General features: G+C 70.3%; 24 protein-coding genes. 12 read left to right on the top strand and 12 right to left on the bottom strand.

The window, feature by feature from the left end; genetic code table 11:
• Window positions 1-91: 91 nt before the first annotated feature.
• Window positions 92-1,033 (top strand): phosphate ABC transporter ATP-binding protein, encoded by a 942-nt coding sequence (locus ACWCQ1_RS45800; protein WP_133047852.1) that lies wholly within the window; start codon window positions 92-94, stop codon window positions 1,031-1,033.
• Here ACWCQ1_RS45800 and ACWCQ1_RS45795 read toward each other — a convergent pair.
• A complete protein-coding gene (locus ACWCQ1_RS45795; RefSeq protein WP_451029326.1) occupies window positions 1,009-1,809 on the bottom strand; it encodes a TetR/AcrR family transcriptional regulator in 801 nt (266 codons plus the stop codon). The genes ACWCQ1_RS45800 and ACWCQ1_RS45795 overlap by 25 nt on opposite strands.
• Before the next feature lie 104 nt (window positions 1,810-1,913).
• Between ACWCQ1_RS45795 and ACWCQ1_RS45790 the strand changes: the two genes are divergently transcribed.
• Together ACWCQ1_RS45790 and ACWCQ1_RS45785 are read left to right on the top strand one after the other, a co-directional pair.
• The gene (locus ACWCQ1_RS45790; protein ID WP_451029325.1) at window positions 1,914-2,837 is read left to right on the top strand and encodes an NmrA/HSCARG family protein; all 924 of its coding nucleotides are present in this window, start codon (window positions 1,914-1,916) and stop codon (window positions 2,835-2,837) included.
• 416 nt (window positions 2,838-3,253) lie between these two features.
• Complete coding sequence (locus ACWCQ1_RS45785; protein WP_451029324.1) at window positions 3,254-4,318, top strand: LLM class flavin-dependent oxidoreductase; 1,065 nt, start codon at window positions 3,254-3,256, stop codon at window positions 4,316-4,318.
• Window positions 4,319-4,321: 3 nt separating this feature from the next.
• Here the strand turns inward: ACWCQ1_RS45785 and ACWCQ1_RS45780 are convergent, their stop codons facing one another.
• Genes ACWCQ1_RS45780 through ACWCQ1_RS45765 form a run of 4 tightly spaced genes read right to left on the bottom strand, consistent with a single transcriptional unit; the run spans window position 4,322 to window position 7,060 of the window.
• Window positions 4,322-4,588: a hypothetical protein gene (locus ACWCQ1_RS45780; protein ID WP_451029323.1), complete on the bottom strand. Its 267-nt coding sequence runs from the start codon at window positions 4,586-4,588 to the stop codon at window positions 4,322-4,324.
• The gene (locus tag ACWCQ1_RS45775) at window positions 4,585-5,334 is read right to left on the bottom strand and encodes an amino acid ABC transporter ATP-binding protein (protein ID WP_451029328.1); all 750 of its coding nucleotides are present in this window, start codon (window positions 5,332-5,334) and stop codon (window positions 4,585-4,587) included. The genes ACWCQ1_RS45780 and ACWCQ1_RS45775 overlap by 4 nt, the downstream gene beginning before the upstream one ends.
• Entirely contained in the window at window positions 5,334-6,164 is an 831-nt protein-coding gene (locus ACWCQ1_RS45770) for an amino acid ABC transporter permease (protein ID WP_451029322.1), read from the bottom strand. The genes ACWCQ1_RS45775 and ACWCQ1_RS45770 overlap by 1 nt, the downstream gene beginning before the upstream one ends.
• Window positions 6,161-7,060, bottom strand: coding sequence for an ABC transporter substrate-binding protein (locus ACWCQ1_RS45765; RefSeq protein ID WP_451029321.1), 900 nt, complete (start codon window positions 7,058-7,060; stop codon window positions 6,161-6,163). The genes ACWCQ1_RS45770 and ACWCQ1_RS45765 overlap by 4 nt, the downstream gene beginning before the upstream one ends.
• A gap of 170 nt (window positions 7,061-7,230) precedes the next feature.
• On the opposite strand from ACWCQ1_RS45765, the gene ACWCQ1_RS45760 reads away from it, so the two are divergent.
• Window positions 7,231-8,013, top strand: coding sequence for an IclR family transcriptional regulator (locus ACWCQ1_RS45760; RefSeq protein ID WP_451029320.1), 783 nt, complete (start codon window positions 7,231-7,233; stop codon window positions 8,011-8,013).
• A gap of 22 nt (window positions 8,014-8,035) precedes the next feature.
• Here the strand turns inward: ACWCQ1_RS45760 and ACWCQ1_RS45755 are convergent, their stop codons facing one another.
• The gene (locus ACWCQ1_RS45755; protein WP_451029319.1) at window positions 8,036-8,785 is read right to left on the bottom strand and encodes an IclR family transcriptional regulator domain-containing protein; all 750 of its coding nucleotides are present in this window, start codon (window positions 8,783-8,785) and stop codon (window positions 8,036-8,038) included.
• Between the two features lie 164 nt (window positions 8,786-8,949).
• Here ACWCQ1_RS45755 and ACWCQ1_RS45750 point away from each other — a divergent pair, with 164 nt between their 5' ends.
• The 4 genes from ACWCQ1_RS45750 to ACWCQ1_RS45735 all read left to right on the top strand — a co-directional run bounded on the left by ACWCQ1_RS45750 (window position 8,950) and on the right by ACWCQ1_RS45735 (window position 12,906).
• Window positions 8,950-9,279 carry a hypothetical protein gene (locus ACWCQ1_RS45750; protein ID WP_451029318.1) on the top strand — a complete coding sequence of 110 codons (330 nt, stop codon included), beginning with the start codon at window positions 8,950-8,952 and terminating at the stop codon, window positions 9,277-9,279.
• Window positions 9,280-9,588: 309 nt separating this feature from the next.
• The gene (locus ACWCQ1_RS45745; protein ID WP_451029317.1) at window positions 9,589-10,869 is read left to right on the top strand and encodes an NtaA/DmoA family FMN-dependent monooxygenase; all 1,281 of its coding nucleotides are present in this window, start codon (window positions 9,589-9,591) and stop codon (window positions 10,867-10,869) included.
• A 317-nt stretch (window positions 10,870-11,186) separates the two neighbouring features.
• Window positions 11,187-12,458: a sulfite oxidase gene (locus ACWCQ1_RS45740; RefSeq protein ID WP_451029316.1), complete on the top strand. Its 1,272-nt coding sequence runs from the start codon at window positions 11,187-11,189 to the stop codon at window positions 12,456-12,458.
• 37 nt (window positions 12,459-12,495) lie between these two features.
• Window positions 12,496-12,906 (top strand): nuclear transport factor 2 family protein, encoded by a 411-nt coding sequence (locus ACWCQ1_RS45735; RefSeq protein ID WP_451029315.1) that lies wholly within the window; start codon window positions 12,496-12,498, stop codon window positions 12,904-12,906.
• Window positions 12,907-12,946: 40 nt separating this feature from the next.
• Here ACWCQ1_RS45735 and ACWCQ1_RS45730 read toward each other — a convergent pair whose 3' ends face one another.
• From ACWCQ1_RS45730 to ACWCQ1_RS45705, 6 genes are all read right to left on the bottom strand, one after another.
• Window positions 12,947-13,450 carry an AAA family ATPase gene (locus tag ACWCQ1_RS45730; protein WP_451029314.1) on the bottom strand — a complete coding sequence of 168 codons (504 nt, stop codon included), beginning with the start codon at window positions 13,448-13,450 and terminating at the stop codon, window positions 12,947-12,949.
• Between the two features lie 3 nt (window positions 13,451-13,453).
• Window positions 13,454-14,521 carry a phosphotransferase enzyme family protein gene (locus ACWCQ1_RS45725; protein ID WP_451029313.1) on the bottom strand — a complete coding sequence of 356 codons (1,068 nt, stop codon included), beginning with the start codon at window positions 14,519-14,521 and terminating at the stop codon, window positions 13,454-13,456.
• Window positions 14,518-15,279: an ABC transporter ATP-binding protein gene (locus ACWCQ1_RS45720; RefSeq protein WP_451029312.1), complete on the bottom strand. Its 762-nt coding sequence runs from the start codon at window positions 15,277-15,279 to the stop codon at window positions 14,518-14,520. Before ACWCQ1_RS45720 ends, ACWCQ1_RS45725 begins: the two co-directional genes overlap by 4 nt.
• Window positions 15,276-16,037: an ABC transporter permease gene (locus tag ACWCQ1_RS45715; RefSeq protein ID WP_451029311.1), complete on the bottom strand. Its 762-nt coding sequence runs from the start codon at window positions 16,035-16,037 to the stop codon at window positions 15,276-15,278. Before ACWCQ1_RS45715 ends, ACWCQ1_RS45720 begins: the two co-directional genes overlap by 4 nt.
• Window positions 16,034-17,071, bottom strand: coding sequence for an ABC transporter substrate-binding protein (locus tag ACWCQ1_RS45710; RefSeq protein ID WP_451029310.1), 1,038 nt, complete (start codon window positions 17,069-17,071; stop codon window positions 16,034-16,036). Before ACWCQ1_RS45710 ends, ACWCQ1_RS45715 begins: the two co-directional genes overlap by 4 nt.
• A gap of 108 nt (window positions 17,072-17,179) precedes the next feature.
• Window positions 17,180-18,100, bottom strand: coding sequence for an ABC transporter substrate-binding protein (locus ACWCQ1_RS45705; protein WP_451029309.1), 921 nt, complete (start codon window positions 18,098-18,100; stop codon window positions 17,180-17,182).
• Between the two features lie 373 nt (window positions 18,101-18,473).
• On the opposite strand from ACWCQ1_RS45705, the gene ACWCQ1_RS45700 reads away from it, so the two are divergent.
• The 4 genes from ACWCQ1_RS45700 to ACWCQ1_RS45685 all read left to right on the top strand — a co-directional run bounded on the left by ACWCQ1_RS45700 (window position 18,474) and on the right by ACWCQ1_RS45685 (window position 23,785).
• Window positions 18,474-19,355: a sulfurtransferase gene (locus ACWCQ1_RS45700; RefSeq protein WP_451029308.1), complete on the top strand. Its 882-nt coding sequence runs from the start codon at window positions 18,474-18,476 to the stop codon at window positions 19,353-19,355.
• A 520-nt stretch (window positions 19,356-19,875) separates the two neighbouring features.
• Window positions 19,876-20,901 (top strand): isopenicillin N synthase family dioxygenase, encoded by a 1,026-nt coding sequence (locus ACWCQ1_RS45695; RefSeq protein WP_451029307.1) that lies wholly within the window; start codon window positions 19,876-19,878, stop codon window positions 20,899-20,901.
• Window positions 20,898-22,196, top strand: coding sequence for an O-acetylhomoserine aminocarboxypropyltransferase/cysteine synthase family protein (locus ACWCQ1_RS45690; RefSeq protein ID WP_451029306.1), 1,299 nt, complete (start codon window positions 20,898-20,900; stop codon window positions 22,194-22,196). The genes ACWCQ1_RS45695 and ACWCQ1_RS45690 overlap by 4 nt, the downstream gene beginning before the upstream one ends.
• Window positions 22,197-22,231: 35 nt before the next feature.
• Window positions 22,232-23,785, top strand: coding sequence for an ABC transporter substrate-binding protein (locus ACWCQ1_RS45685; RefSeq protein WP_451029305.1), 1,554 nt, complete (start codon window positions 22,232-22,234; stop codon window positions 23,783-23,785).

The raw sequence follows: 23,785 nt of genomic DNA, 5'->3' as shown, positions 1-23,785 counted from the left end.
CCCTGGCGGCGCATCGGCTTTCCCTGCCCTGCTCCGCAGGAGTCCGTTTCCTCCCCCGCCTGACGGCGGGGGTATCCACGGAGGAATCCCGATGACCGACACGACCGCGGCCGCCGAAGAGGCGGCACAGACCGCACAACTGAACACCGTCGAGTACGACACAGCGGCGACAGCGGGGACCGAGGCGGAGACGGCCGAACAGCCCGCCGTCCGCACCCCCGGCCTCGCGACCCCTGCGGGTCCGACCGCGGGCGTCGGCCCCGCCGAACTCGACGCCCGCGGTGTGTCCGCCTGGTTCGGCAGCCACAAGGTGCTCGACCGCGTCTCCCTGACCATGCCCGCCGGGCGCGTCACGGCACTGATCGGCCCGTCCGGCTGCGGCAAGTCCACCTTCCTGCGCACCCTCAACCGTATGCACGAACTGATCAGCGGCGCCGCCTTCGCCGGAGAGGTGCTACTGGACGGCGCCGACCTGTACGCACCCGGACGCAGACTCACCCAGGCCCGCCGGGACATCGGCATGGTGTTCCAGAAACCCAACCCCTTCCCCGCCATGTCGATCTACGACAACGTGGTGGCCGGACTACGGCTGACCGGCGTCAAGGCCGACCGTGCGGCCAAGGACGCGCTGGTCGAGGAGTGCCTGACCCGCGCGGGTCTGTGGAACGAGGTCCGGGACCGACTGCGCCAACCTGGTGGCGCGCTCTCCGGCGGCCAGCAGCAGCGTCTGTGCATCGCACGGGCCCTCGCGGTACGGCCACGGGTGCTGCTGATGGACGAACCGTGCTCGGCGCTCGACCCGACATCCACGCGACGCGTGGAGGAAACCATCCAGGGCCTCGCACAGGAGGTCACCGTCGTCATCGTCACCCACAACATGCAGCAGGCCGCCCGGGTTTCAGACTTGTGCGCCTTCTTCCTCGCGGAGCAGGGTGAACCGGGCGGCATCGTCGAACACGGTCCGACCGACGCCATGTTCAACTCCCCGCAGGACGGGCGGACCGCTGACTACGTCAACGGGCGCTTCGGCTGAGCGGATCGCGGAGCGCCCTCGCGCCCTCCATCAGGCATGCCTGCGGTGTCGAGGCGGCGTCGATGCGCTCGCTGCCGGCATGTCGCTCCGCAGTAACGGGCAGGCCGGCCGGTGGGCCGGAGCTTGAGCCAGGCGCCGCATTCCTCACACGACGCTGTGTGAAAAGAACCCGGGGTGTCACGAAACATCTGGCCTTGCGTGACCGATGAAGGTGCCCGCAAGCTCTCCAGTGCCAGCCGCACCATGCGGGCACCTCCGTTGCGGTCGCGGTGCGCGGCCCGCAGCGTCGCACACCCGAGGGTCAGGGCTGCCACATCATCCGTGTCCACGTCGGTGCGGACGTCGCCGGCACGCTGGGCCGCGCGAAGCATCTGGTCAAGGGCCTGTCGGAAACGTCGCGCCGACGCGGCCAGACTCGGCCGTGGCCAGCTCGTCCCGGTGGTCAAGGCGTCGCATGTGTGCTTGCGCCCGTGGGACGTGTCGACGACCTCCAGGAGGAAGCCGAAGAACGCCGCGGCGGGGTCCGTTCGGGCCGCCCACTGTCGAGCGGTCTCCACCAGGTCGTCGAGCTGCTGGACGAGTACGGCCTCCAGCAGGATCTCCTTGCTGGGGAAGTGCCGGTACACGGTGCCGGCGCCGACCCCCGCCTGCTGTGCGATCGCGCCGAGCGAGACGTCCAGGCCGTGCTCGTCGAACGCCCGCGAGGCGGCGGCGAGTACCTTCCTGCGGTTACGGCGGGCATCGGCCCGGCTCGCGTCCCGGGGAACTGCCGTCATGTCACGTAATCCCTTGTCCGCGCCACTCAACCGGGTGGAGCATTCCACATCGACCCCGGGTCCAACCCCACCTGTCCACCGACCATCCCGGGGCGGAGGACGACATGACCACTGACCGCTTGGTCGTCGTGACCGGTGCGACCGGTCGGCAGGGCGGAGCCACCGCGCGCCGGCTCCTGGCGGCCGGAAGGCCGGTGCGCGCGCTCGTGCGGGACACGACCGCACCCGCCGCCACATCACTTGAAATCGCCGGAGCGGAGCTCGTGCGCGGCGACTTCGACGACCCGTCGAGTCTGCCTGCCGCGCTGGACGGGGCAGCGGCACTGTTCGCCGTACCGCCCGTGGCGTTCGGGCCGGCCGGCTCGGACGTGGAGCTGGAGTTCGCCCGGGGCCGGGCGCTGATCGATGCCGCGGCCACGGCGGGAGTCGAGCACGTCGTGTTCACCGGAGTCGCGTCCACGCCTGGTCACCCGGGCGGCTCCGAGGGGAAGAAACGCATCGAGGACTACCTGCGTGAACGGGTCCGGTCGGTGACCGTGCTGCGTCCGGTGCGGTTCATGTCGAACTACCTCGGTTCGACGTCCGTCGGCCTCGACGGCATCGTCCACGGCGTGCACCGGCACATCTTCCCGCCGGACGAACCCGTCCAGATCATCGCGGTGGAGGACATCGCCGAGTTCGCCGCGCTGGCCTTCGACCGGCCGGACCGGTTCGCGGGACGGAGTCTGGAACTGGCCGGGGACGCCCCCACCCCGGTCGAGGCGGTCGCTGCGATCAGTGAGGCCACGGGGGTCACCGTGCGCTATGAGCAGATCACCCACGCCGAGGCCACCGCACTCAACCCCGAGATCGCCCAGGTGCGGGAACGCTGGGCAGCCGGATCGCGCTGGCACGCCGACATCGATGCGCTGAGGGTGATCCATCCCGGACTGCGTACCCTGGCGCACTGGCTCGCCGAATCAGGCGCCGCCTCCTTGCGGAAGCGGCTCGTCGAAACCGCGTCTCCGGGACTTGGAGCAATGAGGTGACTGCGGCCCGTACGGGACTGATTCTGAGGACCGGCGCCGAAGGCCGCCTCGACTTGTGGCAACCGCCCTGCAGGTAGCGACTCGGGCTGAGCGGGTGGCAGATGGTGGGTGGCTACGGAACGGCGGTGCGAGGGCGGAGCGGGCGCATTGACATTCCGGTGGATCACTCGGAGACTCGACCGCATGCCCGAGGTCCTGTTGCTCACCAGCGAGCGATGCGTCGACCTCGTACGCGTGTCCAGCGCCCAGTGTTGACCCCCTGATCCTTTTCGCCGGTCCACTGTCGCCCGCTGTCGCGTCCGCTTTGACCTGACAGGACGTATGTCCGGCCGCCCCGGGCGTCCGACACCGATCCGCGCGCAGTGCCCGAGGCGCCCTCCGACGGCCACCCACCCCGCACAGCGATCGGAAGCACGATGAGCTCGGAATTCCTCTGGTACATCCCCAACACCGTCGAGCCGGGGCACCGCGGTGACGACACGACGACCGGCTGGGGCTCCGTCGAGTACTCCACCGACCTCGCCCGCACGGCCGAGGAACACGGCTGGGGCGGCGCACTCCTGGGAACCGGGTGGGGGCGCCCGGACACCTTCACGGTCGCCACCGCGCTGGCCGCCCGGACCACCACCTTCAAGCCCCTGATCGCGATCCGCCCCGGCTACTGGCAGCCGGCTCACTTCGCCAGCGCGGCGGCGACCCTCGACCAGCTCAGCCGCGGCCGGGTCCTGGTCAACATCGTCAGCGGACTGGACAACCTCGCCGCGTACGGGGACACACGCAGCGATCCCGCGCAACGTTACGACCGCACAAGGGAGTTCCTCCATCTCGTACGGCGGCTGTGGACCGAGGAGGATGTGACGTTCGACGGCGAGCACTTCCAGGTCGGCCGGTCCACGGTCGCCCCACGCCCGTACGCGACCGGTGTGAGAGCGCATCCCACTCTCTACTTCGGGGGTGCGTCCGAGGCCGCCGAGCGGGTGTCGGCGGCGGAGGCGGACGTCCAGCTCTTCTGGGGCGAACCGCTCGACGGACTTGCCGAACGGATCGACCGGCTCAAGGCGTTGAGCGAGCAGGTGGGCCGCAGGCACCAGCCGCTGGAGTTCGGGCTGCGGATCACGACGGTGGTGCGCGAGACCACGCAGGAGGCGTGGCGCGCGGCCGAGGAGCGGGTCGCGAGGATGGCGGCGGAGGGCGGGAAGGAACTGACCTGGGCGGGGGACCGCAGGACCGCCGTCGGACAGCGGCGGCTCTTCGACCTCGCCGCTCTGGGCGAGGTGCTCGACACCTGCCTGTACACCACCCCCGGAAAGTTCGGTGGCGGGGGAGCGGGGACCACCTGGCTGGTCGGCTCCGCCGCCGACGTCGCCACGGCACTGGAGAACTACCGCAAGCTCGGCATCACCCACTTCGTCCTCTCCGACACCCCCTACAAGCAGGAGATCAGCCGTGTCGGAGACCAGTTGCTGCCCCTGCTGCGCTGACTGTCACGCGATCGTCAGCTCCGGATGATGCATTCTCGCCACCGCCGGGTGGGCCCGGACCCAGCCCTTGAGTTCGCTCCAGCCGAATTCCGCGAACAGCGGGTGGTCCGGGTCCTGCGTCACGCCGGTCGCATCCGATGCGCCGGGGAAGGGGAGCGGGGTGATTCGGGCGCCGAGGCGGGGGATGTAGAAGAACGGTGCGAAAAGGTGCTCGCGTGATCCGGGAGGGGTGAGGGGACCGGCGGCCGGGGCGTCGTGGAAGGTCGTCACAGCACTCTCGTCACAAAGTCGCGGGTTCGGGGGTGGGCGGGGGCGGTCAGGACACGGGTGGGTGGTCCGGACTCCAGGATCCGGCCGTCGTCGAAGAAGACGATCTCGTCGGCGACCTCGCGGGCGAAGCCCAGTTCGTGGGTGACGACGAGCATGGTCATTCCGTCGGCGGCGAGGCCGCGCATGACGTCCAGCACCTCACCGACCAGTTCCGGGTCGAGTGCGGAGGTCGGTTCGTCGAACAGCATGAGCTTCGGCCGCATCGCCAACGCGCGCGCGATGGCGATGCGTTGCTGCTGGCCGCCGGAGAGCTGGGCGGGGTAGGCGTCGCGCCGGTCGGCCAGGCCGACGCGGTCGAGGAGCGCGAGCGCCTCGTCGGTGGCCTCGGCGCGGGGGCGGCCCGCGCCGAGCGGTCCCTCGGCGACATTGGCGAGGGCCGTCAGGTGCGGGAAGAGGTGGAAGCGCTGGAAGACCATGCCGATGTCACGACGCTGCCGGGCCAGGTCACGGCGGCGCAGCTCGCGCAGTCCGTCCCGGTACGGCTCGTAGCCGATCGGTTCGCCGTCCACCAGGATCCGGCCGCCGTCGGGCCGCTCCAGACGGTTCACGCACCGCAGGAAGGTGGACTTCCCCGAGCCGGAGGGCCCGATCACGCAGGTGACCGTCCCGCGGGGTACGGAGAGGTCGACTCCGCGCAGCACTTCCCGCCCCGCGAAGGACTTGCGGACACCGGTGGCCTCGATCATCATCGGCTGCCGCCCTTCGCGAAGTGCTGTTCCAGGTAGTGCTGGCCGACGTTCAGCAGGGTCGTGACGGCCAGGTACCAGATGCTGGCGACGATCAGCAGCGGGATCGTCTGGTAGGTGCGGGCGTACACGATCTGTACGGAGTACAACAGTTCCGCGTAGGCCAGCACGCTCACCAGGGAGGTCGTCTTGAGCATGGAGATGGTCTCGTTGCCGATCGGCGGGATGATCACTCGCATGGCCTGGGGCAGGACGATCCGGCGCAGCGTCCTGGCTCGGGAAAGGCCCAGCGCGTCCGCCGCCTCCAACTGCCCGGGGTCGACCGAGACGATCCCGGCCCGGATGATCTCGGCGAGATAGGCGGCCTCGTTGAGGCCGAGACCCAGCAGGGCCGCGGCGAAGGTCGTGATGACGGAGTTCGCGGAGACGCCGCCGGTCGCCGGCAGGAGGGGCAGGTGCAGCGACAACGTCGGGTACAGCGCGGAGATGAATCCCCAGAACAGCAGCTGGACCAGGAGCGGGGTGCCCCGGAACAGCCAGATGTAGGCCCAACTGACGGTCCGCGCGACGGGGTTGTCCGACAGCCGCATGAGCGCCAGCGCGACACCGAGCACGAGCCCGATCGCCATGGCGGCGGCGGTGAGCTCCAGGGTGGTCAACAGGCCCGTCATCACCGTCCGGCTGAACAGCCAGGCACCGACCGTGCCCCAGCCGAAGCGCCGGTTGGTGATCAGCGACTGGACCAGGCTCGCGGCCAGGAGCACGACGACGATGGTCAGCACCCACTGGCCCGGCCTGCGACGGCGGTAGACCGGCAACTCCTCGCTCATGAGGCCGCGTTGATCTCGAACTTGTCCAAGGCGCCGGACTGAAGGCCCCACTTGGCGAGGACCTGTTCGTAACCGCCGCTCGCCTTGAGGTCCTCCAGAGCCGACTTGAGCAACCCGGTCAGCTCACTGTTCTTCGGCACGGCGATGCCGAAGGGCGCGTTGCCGTAGGAGTCGCCGGCGATCTCCAGCTTGCCGCCGGACTGCTTGGCTGCATAGGCGGCGACCGGCGAGTCGGCCAGGGCGGCGTCGGCGCGGCCGCTGGTGACGGCGAGGTTCACACCGGTGCCGTCCGGGAAGGTGCTGACCTTGATCGGCGTCTTGCAGGTCTTGGCGCGGGCCGGCAGGTCCACGAGGGCCTGGGTGGACCCCTTCGCCACGGCGACGGCACGACCGCACAGGGAATCGCCCCCGGGCTTGAGCGCCTTGGGGTTTCCGGCCGGGACCAGCAGGGAGGTGCCCGCGTCGAAGTAGGTGACGAAGTCGACGGCCTTCTCCCGTTCGGCGGTGTCCGTGAAGGAGGAGACGCCGAGCTGGTACTTGCCCGACTGCAGGCCGGGCAGGATCGAGTCGAAGGGCACGTTCACGATGGTGACCTTGACGCCGAGGACAGTGCCGAGGGCCTTGTCGAGGTCGGCTTCGGCGCCGACGACCGTCTTGTTGTCGGAGGCGAAGAAGTCCATCGGCGGGTAACTGACGTCGCTGGCGACCTTGATCCCGCTCGCCTTCAACGCGGCCGGGACCTTGGCGGCGAGCGCGGCGTTCTTCGCGATCGGGGCGGCGGCAGAGGCGTCGGACGACGTGCTGGAAGAGGTGTCGGCCGGCTGGGAGGGGTCGGCGCAGCCCGCCAGAAGCAGCGTCGCGGAACCGAGGAGTACTAGCGGGCGCAGAGCGGACAAGACGAACTCCTGGTGAGCATCAATTGCGAGGGATGGCTGGAGACTATCCGTAGATGCGTAATAGGCAAGTCCAGTTGCTCATCATGCACGGATCATGCAATGAACCTGCAATGTCCCCGCAACGAAGGCCCGCAGGCACCGCTGCAGCCTGGCGCTATGCTCGGCCCGCGATGACCACCGACAGCAGCCTGAAACGCGGCATGGCCGTGCTCCGACTCTTCGCCCAGCACCCGTCGCAGGACCCGCGCGGCCACACCGCCGCCGAGGTCGCCGCGCTGCTGGGCCGCGAACGAAGCCAGGTCTCCCGTATCCTGCGGAGCCTTGAGACAGCCCGGTTCCTGCGCCGTGATCCCGCGTCGCTGCGCTACTCCGTCGCCTGGGAGCTGTACGCGCGGGCCCAGCAGATCACCGAGGCCCGCCTGCGCCGGGACGGCCGCACCGCGCTGGAGGGCGTCGCCGCCGACACGGGAGAGTGCGCCTACCTGGGAGTCCTGCGGGGCGCCAGTTCGGTGACGATCCTCGAGTCGATGCCGCCGGCGCTGTCCTCGTTCGTCTCCTGGGTGGGCCGCGCCTATCCCGCCTACTGCAGTGACGCCGGACAGGCCCTGCTCTTCGACGCCGACGACACCGAGGTCTCCGCCGTTCTCGCCCGCACGGCCTTCGTCCGGCACGGCCCCAACACCCCCGCCGACCTGGCCGACTTCCTGACCCGCCTGCACGCGGCCCGAAAGCGGGGCTACTCGGTCGTCGACCAGGAGGCCGAACCGGGTCTTTACTCGCTCGCCGCTCCGGTCAGGGACTTCCGCGGAGAGATCGTCGCCGCCGTGCAGGTCGTCGGCCCCCGCCGCCGTCTCGAGCCGGCGACGGCGGCCTGCGCGGAGTCGGTGGTGCGCTGGAGCGATTGGCTGACCGCCGCACTGCGCTCGACGGACGGGGAGACGGACCAGGACTGAGCAGCCGTGGTCCAGCCGGGGTTCAGCCGAGGAGGGAGGCCAGTCGCGCCGCCGCGTCTCCGATCGCGGCGACGATCTCGTCCCGGTCGTCCCTGGCCGCCGCGTGCGGCACGACGGCGCTGACCGCCGCCACCACGTCCCCGCGCGCGTCCCGCACCGGCGCGGCCACCTCCAGTACGTCCTCGTCGTACTCGCTCTCGCACACCGCGACCCCGCGCCCGGAGTCCGCGGCGACCCGCGCCAGCAGATCGTCCACGGTCCGCGGCGCGTAGGGGCCGCCCGCCCCGATGAAGTCCTCACCGCCCAGGAGTTGTGCCACCTCCGCCCGCGAGTGGTCGAAGAGCAGCGCCCGCCCCGCCCCGGTGCACCAGACCGGCGTCAGCCGCCCCGCCCGCGCCCAGGAGAACTCGGCCCAGGCCGCCAGCTCGGCCCGCACCGAGAGCACCATCGCCCCACAGAGCACGTCCACGTACGCACACGCCCCGAAGCGGACCACCAAGTGCCGCAGCAGCGCCCGGCTTTCCACGCCCCACGGCCCGGCCTCCGCCGCGACGGCCAGCAGATCCGCCCCGGCGCGGAACTCGTGCCCGTCCCGGGCCAGTGTCCCGGTGCCGACCAAATCCCGCAGCAGTCGCGACGCGTGCCCCTTGTCCAGCCCGCTCTCCTCCGCCAGCCGGACCACCCCGGGTCCCCCTCGGCTGTCGAGCTCCCCCCGGACCACCCGTTCCACCAGCCCGAGCCCTCTGGGCAGTGCACCCGTCGCCACGTCCATGAGCCGGATGCTACAGATTCCGGCGCCGGCCGCGGGCACCAGGACCGAGGCGATCGCCGAAGAGCCCGATCACGTGGAGGGCGAGCCACGCCGCGGCCAACCGGCTCGAGGCCCCCATCAGCGGTCGTGACGTCTATGCGGGGTGATGGTGGCCCGCGCCCGGCATGGCCCGCGAACTCGCAGCCAAGATCCCCGACATCGACATCCCCGAGTGCCTGGTCGCCGAGGTGGAACCCGACCATGACGCCGGTGTGGCCGCGGCGTGCCAACAGGTCCTGATCCTCCGTGGCAGCGGCGCGTTCGACAGCGTGCCCCTGGTGCCGCTCAGCCGCTACGGCAGGCGGCCTTGCGGTCCCGTGGTCCAGCGGCACATCATGATGCCGTTGATCAAACCCAGTGCCGAGCGATGCGGCTTGTCGACGCCGCGGCGGCCAGGGCCGCCTGATCCGCGTACTGCCGGGTACTTGCGCCCGGTCCGATGGGAGTCATGGTGAGGGCAACGCACGTCGGACCGGTCGCGGCTGCGCCGCCGGTCTGGACGAGGCGCCGACACGTCGACCTGTGCCGGACCCACGCCGCGCTCTGTCGCTGACCGACCTCCCGGCCTGCTGCCGGCAGCCCCGCGCCACCCGTGATGCCCGACCGGGCTTGACCGCGTGCGTGGGGTGTTCGCCCCTCCCTGCAAAAGGCCGGCCTTCGGGAAAGACCGCCCTACCAGAAAAAGCCCGCCGCTCCCGGATGCCACCGACATCGATGAGAACGGATGAACAGTGAGCGCAAAACAGCCCAGAACGCTGAAGACCGTGACCGGAGCCGGTGGCACGTCGGAGACGTACGACCTGGCGATCGATCCGACCCGATCCACCCTGGACACCGCCGTGCGGGTGGCGAAGCTCGCCGAAGCGGCGCGGTTCGACGCGCTGTTCACCGCCGATCTGCTCAGGTTCGACGCCCAGGGAGCGATCGGTTCTCAGGAGCCGCTGGTCTTCGTCTCGGCACTGAGCCAGGTGACCTCGCGGATCGGCCTGATCGCGACGGTGTCGAGCACCTTCCACCACCCGTTCAACCTGGCCCGGCTCTTCGGCACGCTCGATCACGTCAGCAACGGGCGGGCCGCCTGGAACCTGGTGACCTCCTCGATCGGTGAAGAGAACTTCGGCGCCGGCGAACTGCCCAGCCCGGAGGAACGCTACGCACGCGCCGCGGAGACACTGGACGTGGTCAACGCGTTGTGGGACAGCTGGGAACCCGGCGCGCTGACGACCGACGCGGACGGCAGGGCGGTGCTGCACCGCAAGCGGGTGCACCCGATCCACCACTCCGGCCGGTTCTTCACCGTCACCGGTCCGCTGAACATCCCGCCGCTGCCGCAGCGCCGCCCGGTGCAGATACAGGCCGGGCAGTCCGCGGCGGGGACCGCGCTGGGCGCCCGCTACGCGGAGATCGTGTTCACGTCCCTGCCCACCCTCGACCACGCCCTGGACTTCACCCGGAAGATCCGCGACCAGGCCCGCAGCCTGGGACGGGCCGACGGACTGCCGCTGATCTTCAGCTCGTTCCATGCCACGTATGGCGCCACCGAGGAGGAGGCGAAGCGGCTCGTGCGCGAGAAGCGGGAGTCGATCGACTTCGAACGCGGCCGTGCCCAGCTGGCCGACATGCTCGGCGGTGGAGTCGACCTGTCGGAGCTTTCGCTCGACGCGCCCCTGCCGCAGAGCCTGCTGCCCGACGTGGCGTCGGTGAACCGCCGCCGTGGCCGGGTCGACATCTTCGCCGGCTACGCGCGGCAGGGCCACACGTTGCGGGAGCTCATCATCGCGGCACAGGACACCGGACACTGGGCCGCCGCGGGAACCCCCGAGCAACTCGCCGACGCCGTCGAGGAACGCTTCCGCGCAGGCGTCCTGGACGTGATCTCGCTGGGCGGTCTCGCGGACCCACGCCAGCATGACTTCGTCGTCAACGGCCTCCTGCACGAGCTGCGCAAACGAAAGATCGTCGCCGCCGACTACACCGGCACCACGCTCCGCGAGAACCTGGGGCTCGAACTGCCGGCCCGCGACACAGCACCCGTCCGTGTCTGACCTGAGCCGCGCCCGGGCTCCAACTACTCTGCATAACGGCTTCGTTGACACCGACCGGACGACGTGCTTGCATCGCGTCATGTTTCCGCCGGAGCCTCTGACCCGTCGCCGCGCCGTGGACCTCGTCCGGGTCGCCGCCGCGCTGTGTCGATTCACCGGCTGACCGGTTTTCTCCCCGGGTTCTCTCCTTCGGCGGCCTTGTCACGTATGCGCCGTCGGTTTCGTCCGCGCAGGCCTGCCGAGGACGCTCCGTATTGCGTCGATGCCGCGCTCCGCCGGCGCCCCTTCTCCCATCCACCACCCATGACGGGACAGCCATGTCTGCTGCCGGTTCCGCCGCCCGCCACGAGATCGCCTACGACCGCCGCAGGCTGCGCCAGTGGCTCGCCGGGGAGGCCAGAGCGGAAGGAGTCACGCGGCGTCGGTTGCTGACGCTGCTGGCCGCGACCGCCGCCGCCACCGCACTCCCCGTGCCAAATCCCGCTCACGCCGCCGACTCGCCGATCCTCAAACCGCTGCCGCCCGAGTGGTTCATCCCACGCGGCACCAATGCCGAGACCCGCTGGGAGGCGCTGCGTGGAACCGGCCACCACACTCCCAACGCTCTGTTCTTCGTCCGCAACCACACCGCGACGCCCGTCCTGGACGTCGCCGACTGGCGGCTGAGACTGTGGGGTGACGGGCTGCGCGGCACACCCGCCGAGGACAGGCCGGTGGAGTTCGGATACGACGATCTGCGCGCCCTGCCGGCCGTCACCCGGACCGCGTTCGTCGAGTGCGCCGGAAACGGCCGCAGCTACTACTCGACACAGCAGGGCCAAACGGTCACGGGCACTGCGTGGACGCTGGGAGCGGTCGGCGTCGCGCGCTGGCGCGGGGTACGCCTGGCCGACGTGCTGCGCAGGGCCGGGCTGTCCCCGTACGCAGTGGACGTACAGCCCCGTGGCCTGGACGCGGAGTACGTCAGCGGCGGCGAGAGTCTGGGCCGGGTTCGCCGCCCACTGCCGCTGGCCAAGGCGCTGGACGACGTGCTGCTCGCATACGAGATGAACGGCGAGCCGCTTCCGTACGACCACGGCCACCCGGTGCGCGTGCTCGTGCCCTCGTGGGTGGGGATCGCCTCGATCAAATGGGTCGGCGACATCGAGGTGTCGGCGCAGCCGCTGTACTCACCGTGGAACACCACCTTCTACCGGCTGTTCGGCCCCGCCTACCCGCAGGAGGGCAGTACGCCGCTCACCCGGCAGACGATCAAGAGCGCCTTCGAACTGGCGAGCGGGGCGACGTTCCCGGCAGGGGAGAGCCAGGTGCTGCACGGCCGGTCCTGGTCGGGTGCGGGCGCCGTCGTGCGGGTCGACGTCAGCACCGACGGTGGGACGAAATGGCGGCGGGCCCGACTGCACGACCGGCCGCGTTCCGGCACCTGGACGCGCTGGTCCGTTCCCTGGACACCTGGCACGCCCGGCCCGACACATTTGCTGGCACGCGCCACGGACACGGCGGGCCGCACCCAGCCGGACACCGCCGTGTTCAACACGCAGGGCTATCTGTTCGACGCGGTGGTGCGCCACCCGGTGACCGTGCTCTGACGCCGGCATGCTTTCCCCGAATGACCACGATCTTCCGGTGACCATCAAGGCCGAGCGGGAGATCTACCGGACCTCCTACACGTTCTTCCGGCTGGTGGACACGGGCCGGTACCGGCGGCTCGTGGAGTGTTTCACCAAGGACGCGCTGATCGAGTACGACGTGATGCCCGGGCCCACCCAGCGCTTCCACGGGCGCGACGACTTCGCCGCCTTCATGTCCGCGGGCCGGGCCGGCCGGCACGAGCCCACGGTCGCGCACGTCGTGGGACAGACCCTGATCGAGTGGACCGACGGGCGGCCCCACCTGCAGGCCTGCGTCACGGTGTGGCACTGGAGCGCCACCCGCACGGCGGACGGACGGCACCGGCCCGCGGACTGGACCGTGGTGGGGCTGGTCGAGGACGACTCCGAGCAGGAGGACGGCCGTTGGCTGATCCGTCAGAGCTGAGTTGCCCGAGTCCGCGCGTCGTGCCGCAGCCAGGTACCCGTCAGGGCGACCGGAGGCGAGCGAACAGCTCGGCCAGTGACTGGCGCGGTTCCTGCCCGGCCGTGTCGACGACGAAGCGCTCGCGGTCCCATGGCTCGTAATCGCGGTCGACGATCTGCTGCCAGTCCGGCAACGGCAGGTCCGGAATGTCGACGGACCGTGAGGTCACGCGGCGCCGGTGTTCAGCCGGGTCCGAGCAGACCACCTCTACCTCGAGGACAGGCACACCCGCCCCGACCGCCGTGGCCCGCCAGGCGTCACGCGTCACTCTCAGCGGGTTCACCGACTCAGCGATCACGGTCAGCCCCTGCCGCAGATGCTCCTCGGCCAGGGCGTATCCGACGACGTAACCCACCGGGCCGACGGGGTGCTGTGCCAGTCCGGAGCGGACGATCGCCTGCTCGATGGTGTCCACCCTCAGGTGGACCGCCCCGATCTGCGCCGCCAGGAGACGGGCGAGGGTGGTCTTTCCGGTGCCGGGCATCCCACCCATGACGATGAGCACGGTTCACCCTTCCGCCAGTCGCCGCAGGAGGCGCTTGCCGTCGGTGCCGGCGAACCACTCCGCGTGGCCGACGTAGTACTCGTAGGCCAGGCGGGCGTTCCGCGCCGATCGTGTGACGCCGTGGAAATAGCCGAGCTCGGAGAGCGCGAACTCCGCGTGTACCAGAGGCAGGAGTGCGGGGAGTGCGGCCGACTCGTAGGCTGTCAGCGGTCGCACCGAGCGGTAGCCCTCCAGGAGGGCCAGGGCGTCCTCGTCGCGTACCGGGTAGCCCGGTTGCAGCCACTGGACCGCGTTGCGTTCGATGGCCGTTGCCAGGTCGTGCACGGCGGTCGTGCTGTCGCTCATGCCGAAGTCCAGGACCGTGGCCACCTGGCCGTCGGCGTCCCACAGCAGGTTGGAGGCGTGCCAGTCGTTGTGGGTCCACAGCGGGGCGAGGCCGTCGAGGTGTGGGGACAGCCGCTCGTGCAGTGGTACCAGGACGCGTTCGGTGTCCTCGCGCCACGGGAACTCCTTGAGGGCGTCGGCCAGTTCGGGCCGCGCGGCCACATGTCCTTCCAGAGCGAGCAGGGGCTCGCTGGACGCGAATACCGTGAACGATGCGACCAGCGGCTGCACTCGGCGGCGCGGCGCGTCGAATCCCTGCGCCGCCAGGTGCAGCCGGGCCAGTGCCTCGCCGGCCGCCCGCGCGTGCACGGCGGACCTGAACGGCGACCAGGACAGCGCGTCCCGGTACAGGTCCATGCCGACGCCTGTCGAGTGGACCTCGTAGGCCCACTCACCGCGCTCCGCCGTGTCCAGGACCTCCACCACCGGGGCACCGTGGCGCCGCAGATGGCGCAGGAACGCGTGCTCCTCGGCCAGCCCTTCAAGGTTTCGTACGGTGATGTGGTGCCGTTTCACGAACAGGCGCCGTCCGTCGCGCTCGACGACGGCCGCCGCCGACAGGGGACGCGGGCTGCGCCACACCACCCGCGCCGGGCCGACGACGTCCGTCACCTCGGCGTCCGTGAGCGGAGCCCAGTCTGGCTCGACCGGGTCGGTGCCGAGGCCGTGTGCCAGATGTGAACTCACGGCGCCTTCACCGCCGTTGTGCCGTGCAGGGTTTCCAGGACCCGGCGTTCGGTCGCCGCGAACTCGGGTGCGGTGAAGTCCGCCTGGCCGCGCGGGCGGGGGAGTGGCACTTCGATGCGCTCCACGACCGTGGCGGGGCGCGGGGACAGCACATGTACGGTGTCCGCGAGCAGGACCGCCTCGCGGATGTCGTGGGTGACCAGGACGACGGTCCAGCGGTGTCGCTGCCACATGTCGGCCAGCCACAACTGCATCTCGGTCCGAGTGAGCGAGTCCAGTGCGCCGAACGGCTCGTCCAGCAGCAGGACCGGCCGCCCCAGCACCACCGTGCGCAACAGCGCTGCTCGCTGTCGCATACCGCCGCTGAGCTGGGTCGGATACGCGTTCTGGAAGCCGTCGAGCCCGAAGTCGGCGAACAGCGCGTCGGCCCGCGCCCGCGCCTCCCTCTTCCTCATCCCCTGGGCCTCGAGGCCGAGTGCCGTGTTGCCGAGGACCGTCCGCCACGGGACCAGCAGGTCTTTCTGCGGCATGTAGGCGACCTTGCCGGACTCCACGGAGGCCGGTTCGTCCTCCACCAGCACCTGTCCCGACGTGGGCCGGTCGAGGCCGGAGACCAGGTCGAACAGGGTGCTCTTGCCGGAACCGCTCGGCCCGATGACCGCCGCGAACTCGGCTGGTTCGACGGAGAGTTGGAGGTTCCGCAGCACCTCCAGGTCGTCGAAGGACTTGCCCACACCCTCGATGCGCAGACTGCTCACTTGCCCACCTTTCGCTCCCACGGCAGCACCAGCCGCTGCAGCAGATACGTGGCCCCGAACAGAGCGATGCTCAACGCCGCCGTCACCCCCACCGCCGCGAACACCAGGTCCGTACGGAACGCGCTCTTCTGCGCCTGCATATAGATCCCGAGGCCCGCCTCGGCACCCGCGTACTCGGCGAAGACGGCGCCCACGACGGCGTAGGTGATGCTCACCCTCAGGCCCGCGAAGAAGTACGGCATCGCGCTCGGCACCCGCACCAGACGGAAGGCCCGCCACCGGCCCGCGCCCAGGGAGCGGAGCAGCCGCATCGCCTCGCGGTCGGTCGCCGCGAAGCCGGCGGCCAGGTTGGCGGCCAGGGGGAAGAACGTCGTCAGCGTCACCACCAGCATCTTCGGCAGCAGCCCGAAGCCGAACCAGATGATCAGCAGCGGTGCCACTGCGACGATCGGGATCGTCTGTGAGGCGACCAGCAGCGGGTACAGGCCGCGGCGGGCCGCCGCGGAGAAGTCCAGCAGGACCGCGACCAGCCAGGCCGCCGCGAAGGAGAGCGCGAAGCCGAGCAGGGTCTCCTGAAGGGTCGGCAGCGTCTGCGCCCACAGGTCCGCACGGTTCGCCCAGCCCTGCTCGACGACGCGTGCGGGCGAGGGCAATGTCGTCGGATCGACGCCGACAGCGGTGACGTACAGCTGCCAGGCGCCGACCACCACGGCCAGCACCAGCAGCGGCGGCCACAACGACCGCAGCAGCGGCCTCACTTGGCGGCCGGGAGGTAGGCGTTGCTGAAGAAGGACGAGGCGTCCGGGGCCTTCGTCAGCTTCTTGCCGTCGGCGTCGACCAGCAGTCCGGCCTTGTACTCGAAGTCGGCGAAGGCCTGCCAGCGCTCGGTGCTCTGGGTGCCGATCGTGCCGTCCGCCGCCTTGTAGTACTCCTTCGCCAGCAGCGCCTCACTCTTCTTCACCAGTTCGGTGTTGGTGAGCACGCTCTTGTTCTCGGAGATGAGCAGGTCGGCCGCCTTGTCGGGGTTGGCGGCGGCGTAGCGGTAGCCCTTGTCGAGGGCCGCCACGAACTTCTTCGCCAGCGCCGGGTTTCTCTTCAGGAACTGATCCGAGGACGCGACGAGCGTCGAGTAGATCGCCGGGAAGCCGTATTCGGACAGCTGGAAGTTCTTGAGCGGCTTGCCGCTCAGCTCCGCCTCCAGGCCCTCCCAGGTCGGCATCGGCATCGCGAAGTCGGCCTTGCCCGCGTAAAGCGCCGCGTATGCCGAGGTATTGAGGGTGACCTGCTTGAAGTCACCCTTGCCGCCCGCGTTCTGGATGACCTTCTGCAGCAGCGGCTTCTCGTAGGGGGCGCCGAAACCGGCGTATGTCTTGCCGTCGAGGTCCTTCGGGGAGGCGATGTCGTGGCGGTTGGCGCGGACGGCGATGGTGACGTTCGTCTTCTGCGTGACCGCGTAGACGGAGGTGATGTCGGCACCGGCCGCCCGTGCGGTCGTCACGCCCTCCTGGTAGGAGATGCCGAAGTCGGCCTTGTGGTTGGCGAGCAGCGTCTCGGGCGCGGTGGAGCCGTACGGCACGATCCTCAGGTCGATGCCGGCGTCCTTGAACCAGCCCTTGGCCTGGGCGACGTAGATGCCGGTGTGGTTGGTGTTGGGTGTCCAGTCCAGGGCGAGGGTGACGGTCGTGGTGCCGTCCTTCGCCGCGGCCGAGGAGTCGGCGTCGGTGGAGCAGGCGGTGGTGACGGCGAGCAGGGAGGTCGCGGCTATCGCGGACAGCAGGGTGCGGCGGTGCATGACGGGTCCTTCGTACGGAGGGGAGACAGGCGGTGCGAGGCGGTCACGCCCGACACAGCGCGCTGTCCACTCGTTTGAAGTCGATGGTCAGGCGACGGGTGAGGAAGGTCACGCGGCTACGTCCAGCAGACCGTTGGTGAAGGACCTGTCCCAGTCGCGATCGTGTGCGATCGCGCCGTTCTCCGCGAGCCAGTGCGCGTAGGGGCCCATCCGGCTCTCATCGATGACGCCCCAACGGCCGTCCGGGTCTGTCCAGGTGGAGGTGATCAGCGCGAGCGAACGGGCGATGAGCGGGCGCGGGAAGTACGGGATCACGCCCTCCAGCAGCGTCAGGGTGTCGTCCTGCTCACGCGCGGCGGCGGCATAGCCCCGGGCCGTGACGGCGAGGAAGTCCCGTATGAGCGAAGGCCGTTCGGCGAGCAGGGACTCGCTCGTGCCCAGCAGGTAGCTGTGGTAGCGGGGTGCGCCGATCTCGTCCACCGGCCAGGTCAGCCGCCGCTCCTCGGGCAGGTCGCCGCGCAGGGCGTCCCAGGACCAGTAGGTGCCGAAGGTGGCGTCGGCCTCGCCCGCCTCGATGTCGTCCACGGTCAGTTCACGGGTGCCCGCGTCGACGAGGAGCACGGCACCCGGGTCGCCGCCGTCGGCCGCGACCAGGTGCCGGACCATGGCGCGGCCGCGCGGGGTCGGGTTGAGGGCGAGACGGCGGCCCGCGAGGTCGCGGGGACGGGTGATGCCGGTCGAGGTCGTGGTCTGAATCGCCTCCAGGCCACGGTGGTTGACCGCGGCCACCGCGATCAGCGGCTGGGCGCGCGCGGCGCGGCGGGCCAGCAGCCGGTTCGGCGGGAAGATCCCGAAGTCCACCTCGCCCCGCGCCAGATACTCCAGCGTGTCACCGCGTCCCGGATCCTGGACGACCAGCTCCACGTCCAGCCCTGCCTCCGCGAACCAGCCACGGGCACGGGAGACGTACAGACCGGCTGAATTCGGCCAAGGATGAAAATAGTCGAGCATGACCCGGATGTGCGGCATGGGAGTACTCCGAAGGAGGTGCGCGAGCGCGCGGTGGTGAACGGTGAGAAGGGCGTGAGGCGGGTCAGCGACAACAACAGGAGCAGCGCACCGGGGTGTGGAATACCGGTCGCTTCGGCTCGACTGCTGCAGACACGTGAACTCCTACGCGGGACGCCTGGCTGGCGTGGTTGGTGCGGTCGGCGTCCCCATGGGGACCGCGTTCGAACGAACGGATCCCAGACGCCCTCTCAGCCCGGTCGGGTAGGGGCTCCCGCGTAGATGGCCGAAACCATAACGGCATACCCGGGAGGCCGCGCAAGCGCGGTCCGACATATGGGATGACCTCGATCGACGGTGAGACGCCCAGTTCACGGACGTACGATCGGCCGCCATGAGCTCCCTGCTGCCCGGTCCCCTGGTCGACGACACCTGGCTCGCCGCCCGTCTCGATGACCCCCGCGTGGTCGTCCTCGACGCCACCGCCCTGCTGCCCTCGCCCCGGCACGACGGCGACTACCGGTGTGCGAGCGGCCGGGCCGCCTGGACCGAACGGCACCTTCCCGGCTCCCGCCACGCCGACCTCACGGGAGAATTCTCCGACCACGACGCGCCGTACCACTTCGCCGTGCCGTCCCCCGACGCCCTGGCCGCCGCGCTCGCGCGGCTCGGTGTGGCGGAGGGCGACGCGGTCGTGACGTACGACAGCGGTGGTGGCATCTGGGCGGCCCGGCTGTGGTGGATGCTGCGGGCGATCTCCGTGCCGGCGGCCGTCCTCGACGGCGGCCTGGAGGCGTGGCAGGCGGCCGGGCGTCCGCTCGTCAGCGGCGACGACATCGGCCGCGGTCCGGCCGTGCCACCTCTGACCCCGCTCCCGCGGCCAGAACTGTGGGTAGGGGTCGAGGAGGTGGCCGCCATCAGCCGCGGCGACCGTCCCGGCACGCTGGTGTGCGCCCTGCCGGCCGGCGGCTTCGACGGCTCCGCTCCCACCCGCTACAGCCGCCGCGGCCACATCCCCGGCAGCCGCAGCCTTCCGGGCCGTGACCTGCTGGACTTCGCGGGCCGTGTCCTGCCCGGCCCCGAACTCGCCGCCCGCGCCGACGCGGTCCTCCACGGCGCCGACTCGCCGGTCGTCCTGTACTGCGGCGGCGGCATCTCGGCCGCGGGCACGGCACTCGCCCTCACCCTCCTCGGACGGGACGACATCGCCGTCTACGACGGCTCGCTGGAGGAGTGGTCCAAGGATCCGGCGCTGCCGCTGGAACTCGGCGGCTGAGCCGCTCGGCGAGCCGGGACCTCCCGGACCCGGCCAGCGGACGAGCTCTCCCACGAGCACGGCGACCTGCTCCACCCCGACGTGGAAGCCGTCGTGGCCCAAGGGGATGCGATCAGCCGGAGGTCATCGGCGGAGGGGATGCCCGACGCCAGTTCCGCCCGTGCGCCGATCTGCGGCGGGTGACCGCAGAACACTCGTGGCCGGGGTCGATCGCGACCGCCTCTGTCCACCGCCCCAGCGGGTGTCTCACGTTGCGGGATGCGTGGTGGACGCACCTTCCCGGGTGTGCTTTGATCCGGTCATGGAGACCACTGGCACGGCACACACGGTGCTGCTCGACCCGTTCTGGGTGAGCCGCCGCGCCGACCAGTTCGACCAGGTCTGTTGCTGATCGCCGTTCCACGGCTCGCGACCCGCGCCCTTACTCTCTCCGCCTGATCCCGCTTCTGCCGCTCAACCAGCCCACGTCGCTGGGCAGTTGTGATGCGCAGTCGGCCTGCCGTGCCGCGAAGGAATCCCCATGGCCCAGCCCACAGCCCTGCCCGTCATCGACATCTCCCGCTTCCGCGCCCCGGACGCCGACCGTGACGCCTTCCTCGCCGAACTCCGTTCCGCCGCCCACGAAGTCGGCTTCTTCTACGTCACCGGGCACGGCGTCCCCGCACCACTACGTGACGACGTGCTGAGCGCGGCCCGCGCCTTCTTCGCACTGCCGGAAAAGCAGCGCCTGGAGATCGAGAACCTCAACTCGCCCCAGTTCCGCGGCTATACGCGCACCGGAACCGAGTACACGGCGGGCGGTGCCGACTGGCGTGAGCAGATCGACATCGGGCCGGAACGGGAGGCGCTCGATGCCGGCCCGGACGATCCCGACTACCTGCGTCTGATCGGCCCCAACCAATGGCCCTCCGCGCTACCGGAGTTGAGGGATATCGTGCTGCGCTGGCAGGCGGAGGCGCTGCGGGTGAGCCGTGAGGTGCTGCGCGCCCTCGCGGCGGCGCTCGGACAGGACGAGGGCTACTTCGACCAGTGGTTCGACGACGAGGCCGCCGTCCACGTGAAGATCGTGCACTACCCGCCGCGCGCCGCCGAGGACGCCGACCAGGGTGTGGGCGCGCACAAGGATTACGGCTATCTCGCGCTGCTCCAGCAGGACGAGGTGGGCGGGCTCCAGGTGCAGCGCGAGGACGGTGAGTGGATCGACGCGGTCCCGGTGCCCGACGCCTTCGTGTTCAACATCGGCGAGATGCTGGAGATCGCCACCCAGGGGTATCTGAAAGCCACTCAACACCGGGTCGTCAGCCCGCAGTCGGGCGTGCACCGCTACTCAATCCCCTTCTTCCTCGGCCCGCGCCTCGACGCGGTCGTCAAGCGGCTCCAACTCCCACCGGAACTCGCCGCGTTGAGTCGCGGTGTCACTGACGACCCGGACAACCCGCTCCTGGCCGCCTTCGGGGAGAACGCCGTCGTCGGCTGGCTTCGCTCCCATCCACGCGTCGCCGAACGCTGGTGGTCCGACGTCCTGGAGAAGCGAGAGAACCGATGAGCAACTGGGCCTTCGAGACCCGGCAGGTGCACGCCGGCGCGGTCCCCGACCCGGCCACCGGCACACGAGCGGTGCCGATCCACCCGGCCACCAGCTACGTCTTCCGGGACACCGCGCACGCCGCCGCGGCCTTTGAACTGGCCGACCTGACCACCCACGCCTACACGAGGCTGTCGAACCCGACCACCGCCGTGGCCGAGGAGCGGATCGCCGCCCTGGAGGGCGGAACGGCGGCGGTCGCCGTGGCCAGCGGCCAGGCCGCGACGAGCCTCGCCCTGCTCAACCTGGCCCGCGCGGGCGACCATATCGTCGCCTCCTCGTCCTTGTACGGCGGCACCCGCACCCTCCTGGAGCACACCTTCGCCGACTTCGGCATCGACGTCACCTTCGTCGATGACCCGGATGACCTGAGCGCCTGGTACACGGCCGTACGCCCCACCACGAAGGCCTTCTTCGGCGAGACCATCGGCAACCCGCGCGGCAACGTCCTCGACCTCGAGGCGGTCGCCCGCATCGCCCATGAGATCGGCGTGCCCCTCGTCGTCGACAACACCGTGCTCACGCCGTACCTGCTGCGGCCCTTCGAGCACGGCGCCGACATCGTCGTGCACTCCACCACCAAGTTCCTGTCCGGCCACGGCACCGGCATCGGTGGGGCCGTCGTCGACAGCGGACGCTTCGACTTCGGTGCGGATCCCGACCGCTGGCCGGGGCTGACCCGCCCCGATCCGACGTACAACGGGCTGTCCTTCTGGGACTCCTTCTCCGAGCTCGGCCTCGCCTACGCGCTGCGTCTGCGCACCCGGCTGGTCCGGGATCTGGGGCCGGCCGTCTCCCCCTTCAACAGCTTCCTGCTCCTGCAGGGCCTGGAGACGCTCAGCCTGCGTATCGAACGGCACGTGTCCAACGCCCAGTTGCTCGCCCAGTGGCTGGAGGAGCAGCCGCAGGTGACGCGGGTGCACTACGCCGGACTGCCGTCCAGCCCGTGGCGGACGCAGGCCAAGCGCTATCTGCCGCGCGGTGCCGGAGCGGTCCTCGCGTTCGAACTCGCCGACGGCCTGGAGGCGGGGCGCCGATTCGTCGAGGGAGTGCGGCTGTTCAGCCATCTCGCGAACATCGGCGACGTACGCAGCCTCGTCATCCACCCGGCCTCCACCACCCACGCCCAACTCACCCCGGACCAGCGGCTCGCCGCAGGTGTCACGCCGGGCCTGGTGCGACTGTCGGTCGGTCTGGAAGGCGTCGGCGATCTGATCGCCGACCTCCAAACCGGCCTGCGGGCAGCCGCCGTATGAACCGCCCTTCACACACCCGGGGAGCAAGATCCGCCATGCGCCGCAGCACCGCCCTCCAGCTCGCCGCCACCGCAGTACTCGCTGGCCTGGCCGCGACGGCGTGTGGCACCGGTTCGGCAGACGACCCGGCGAACGCCGGACAGACCAGCCAGGCCGCCCAGCCCGCCGACATCGACACGCACGCGACGGTCGACGTACGCCTCGTCCTGGAGCCGACCAGCCTCGACATCGCCTCCACGGCCGGCGCGGCCCTCGACCAGATCCTGCTCGACAACATCTACCAGGGCCTGCTGACCCGCGACGAGAACAACAGGATCGAGCCGAGCCTGGCCACGTCGTACGACGAGTCGCCGGACGGGCTCACCTACACCTTCCGCCTCGCGAAGAGCGCCACCTTCCACGACGGAACCAAGGTGACCGCGGACGACGCCGTCTGGTCCTTGCGACAGGTCACCGCGAAGGGCTCGAAGAACCCCGACGCGGCGGCGCTCGCCTCGGTCAAGAGCGTCTCCGCCTCCGACGACCACACCGTCGTCGTCACGCTCAAGCACCGTGACACCGGCTTCACCTGGGGCCTGACAGGCCGGGCGGGCGTCGTCTTCAAGAAGGGGACGGACTTCTCCTCCCTCGCCGGGAAGGAGAACGGCACCGGGCCCTTCAAGCTGTCCGGCTGGAAGCGCGGTTCGTCCATCACCTTCGTCCGCAACGACGCCTACTGGGGGAAGAAGGCCAAGGTCGCCAAGGTCGTATTCCACTACATCAAGGACGAAAACGCCGCCAACAACGCCCAGCAGACGGGGCAGACCGACATCGAGACCGCTGCGGACGCGACCCTGCTCCAGCCGTTCTCTGACCGGAGCAAGTACACCGTCCTGCGCGGAGACACCACCGACAAGTTCACGCTCGCGTTCAACAACGCCTCCGGCCCGACCAAGGACGTGCGGGTACGGCGCGCCATCCGCCGGGCCGTCGACAACGCCGGTCTCATCAAGGCCCTCGGCGGCGCGGCCAAGCCGGTCGGCGGCCCCGTCCCGGCCACCGACCCTGGCTACGAGGACCTCACCGCGATCGACGCCTACGACCCGGAGGGCGCCAAGAAGCTGCTCCAGCAGGCCGGTTACGGCGGCGGCCTGAAGCTCACCGTCCAGACACCCAACATCTACCCGGCGGAGATCGGTGACTACCTCGCCTCCGAGCTGAAGCAGGTGGGCATCCAACTCACCGTGCGCCAAGTGGAGTTCCAGACCTGGCTCGACAGCGTCTACACCAAGCACGACTACCAGCTCAGCCTCGTCGACCACGCAGAAGCCCGCGACCTGAACAACTTCGCCAACCCCGCCTACTACTTCGGCTACGACAACGCGAACGTCCAGAAGTGGTACGTCGCCGCGCAGACCGCCGCCGGAGACGCCGAGCGGGACGCTCTGCTGAAGAAGGCCGCCCGCCAGGTCTCCCAGGACGCCGCGGCCGACTGGCTGTTCGTCAACCAGACCCTCACCGTCCTGCGCAGCGGGGTCAGCGGTGTACCGCGCAACTTCACCAGCAACCGCTACGACCTGGTGAACCTCGCCGTGGCGAAGAAGAAGTGA

This window comes from Streptomyces sp. NPDC002144, assembly GCF_053593695.1.
This window is presented reverse-complemented; position numbering and strand designations above follow the sequence as displayed.

Excerpts from the sequence above, each read along its gene's own strand:
- ACWCQ1_RS45775 (WP_451029328.1), bottom strand. The coding sequence starts at position 5,334 with ATGATCGAGGCCACCGGTGTCCGCAAGTCCTTCGCGGGGCGGGAAGTG.
- ACWCQ1_RS45785 (WP_451029324.1), top strand. The coding sequence starts at position 3,254 with ATGAGCTCGGAATTCCTCTGGTACATCCCCAACACCGTCGAGCCGGGG.
- ACWCQ1_RS45695 (WP_451029307.1), top strand. The coding sequence starts at position 19,876 with ATGGCCCAGCCCACAGCCCTGCCCGTCATCGACATCTCCCGCTTCCGC.
- ACWCQ1_RS45700 (WP_451029308.1), top strand. The coding sequence starts at position 18,474 with ATGAGCTCCCTGCTGCCCGGTCCCCTGGTCGACGACACCTGGCTCGCC.
- ACWCQ1_RS45770 (WP_451029322.1), bottom strand. The coding sequence starts at position 6,164 with ATGAGCGAGGAGTTGCCGGTCTACCGCCGTCGCAGGCCGGGCCAGTGG.
- ACWCQ1_RS45760 (WP_451029320.1), top strand. The coding sequence starts at position 7,231 with ATGACCACCGACAGCAGCCTGAAACGCGGCATGGCCGTGCTCCGACTC.
- ACWCQ1_RS45690 (WP_451029306.1), top strand. The coding sequence starts at position 20,898 with ATGAGCAACTGGGCCTTCGAGACCCGGCAGGTGCACGCCGGCGCGGTC.
- ACWCQ1_RS45795 (WP_451029326.1), bottom strand. The coding sequence starts at position 1,809 with ATGACGGCAGTTCCCCGGGACGCGAGCCGGGCCGATGCCCGCCGTAAC.
- ACWCQ1_RS45710 (WP_451029310.1), bottom strand. The coding sequence starts at position 17,071 with ATGCACCGCCGCACCCTGCTGTCCGCGATAGCCGCGACCTCCCTGCTC.
- ACWCQ1_RS45755 (WP_451029319.1), bottom strand. The coding sequence starts at position 8,785 with ATGGACGTGGCGACGGGTGCACTGCCCAGAGGGCTCGGGCTGGTGGAA.
- ACWCQ1_RS45800 (WP_133047852.1), top strand. The coding sequence starts at position 92 with ATGACCGACACGACCGCGGCCGCCGAAGAGGCGGCACAGACCGCACAA.
- ACWCQ1_RS45705 (WP_451029309.1), bottom strand. The coding sequence starts at position 18,100 with ATGCCGCACATCCGGGTCATGCTCGACTATTTTCATCCTTGGCCGAAT.
- ACWCQ1_RS45790 (WP_451029325.1), top strand. The coding sequence starts at position 1,914 with ATGACCACTGACCGCTTGGTCGTCGTGACCGGTGCGACCGGTCGGCAG.
- ACWCQ1_RS45740 (WP_451029316.1), top strand. The coding sequence starts at position 11,187 with ATGTCTGCTGCCGGTTCCGCCGCCCGCCACGAGATCGCCTACGACCGC.
- ACWCQ1_RS45685 (WP_451029305.1), top strand. The coding sequence starts at position 22,232 with ATGCGCCGCAGCACCGCCCTCCAGCTCGCCGCCACCGCAGTACTCGCT.
- ACWCQ1_RS45750 (WP_451029318.1), top strand. The coding sequence starts at position 8,950 with ATGGCCCGCGAACTCGCAGCCAAGATCCCCGACATCGACATCCCCGAG.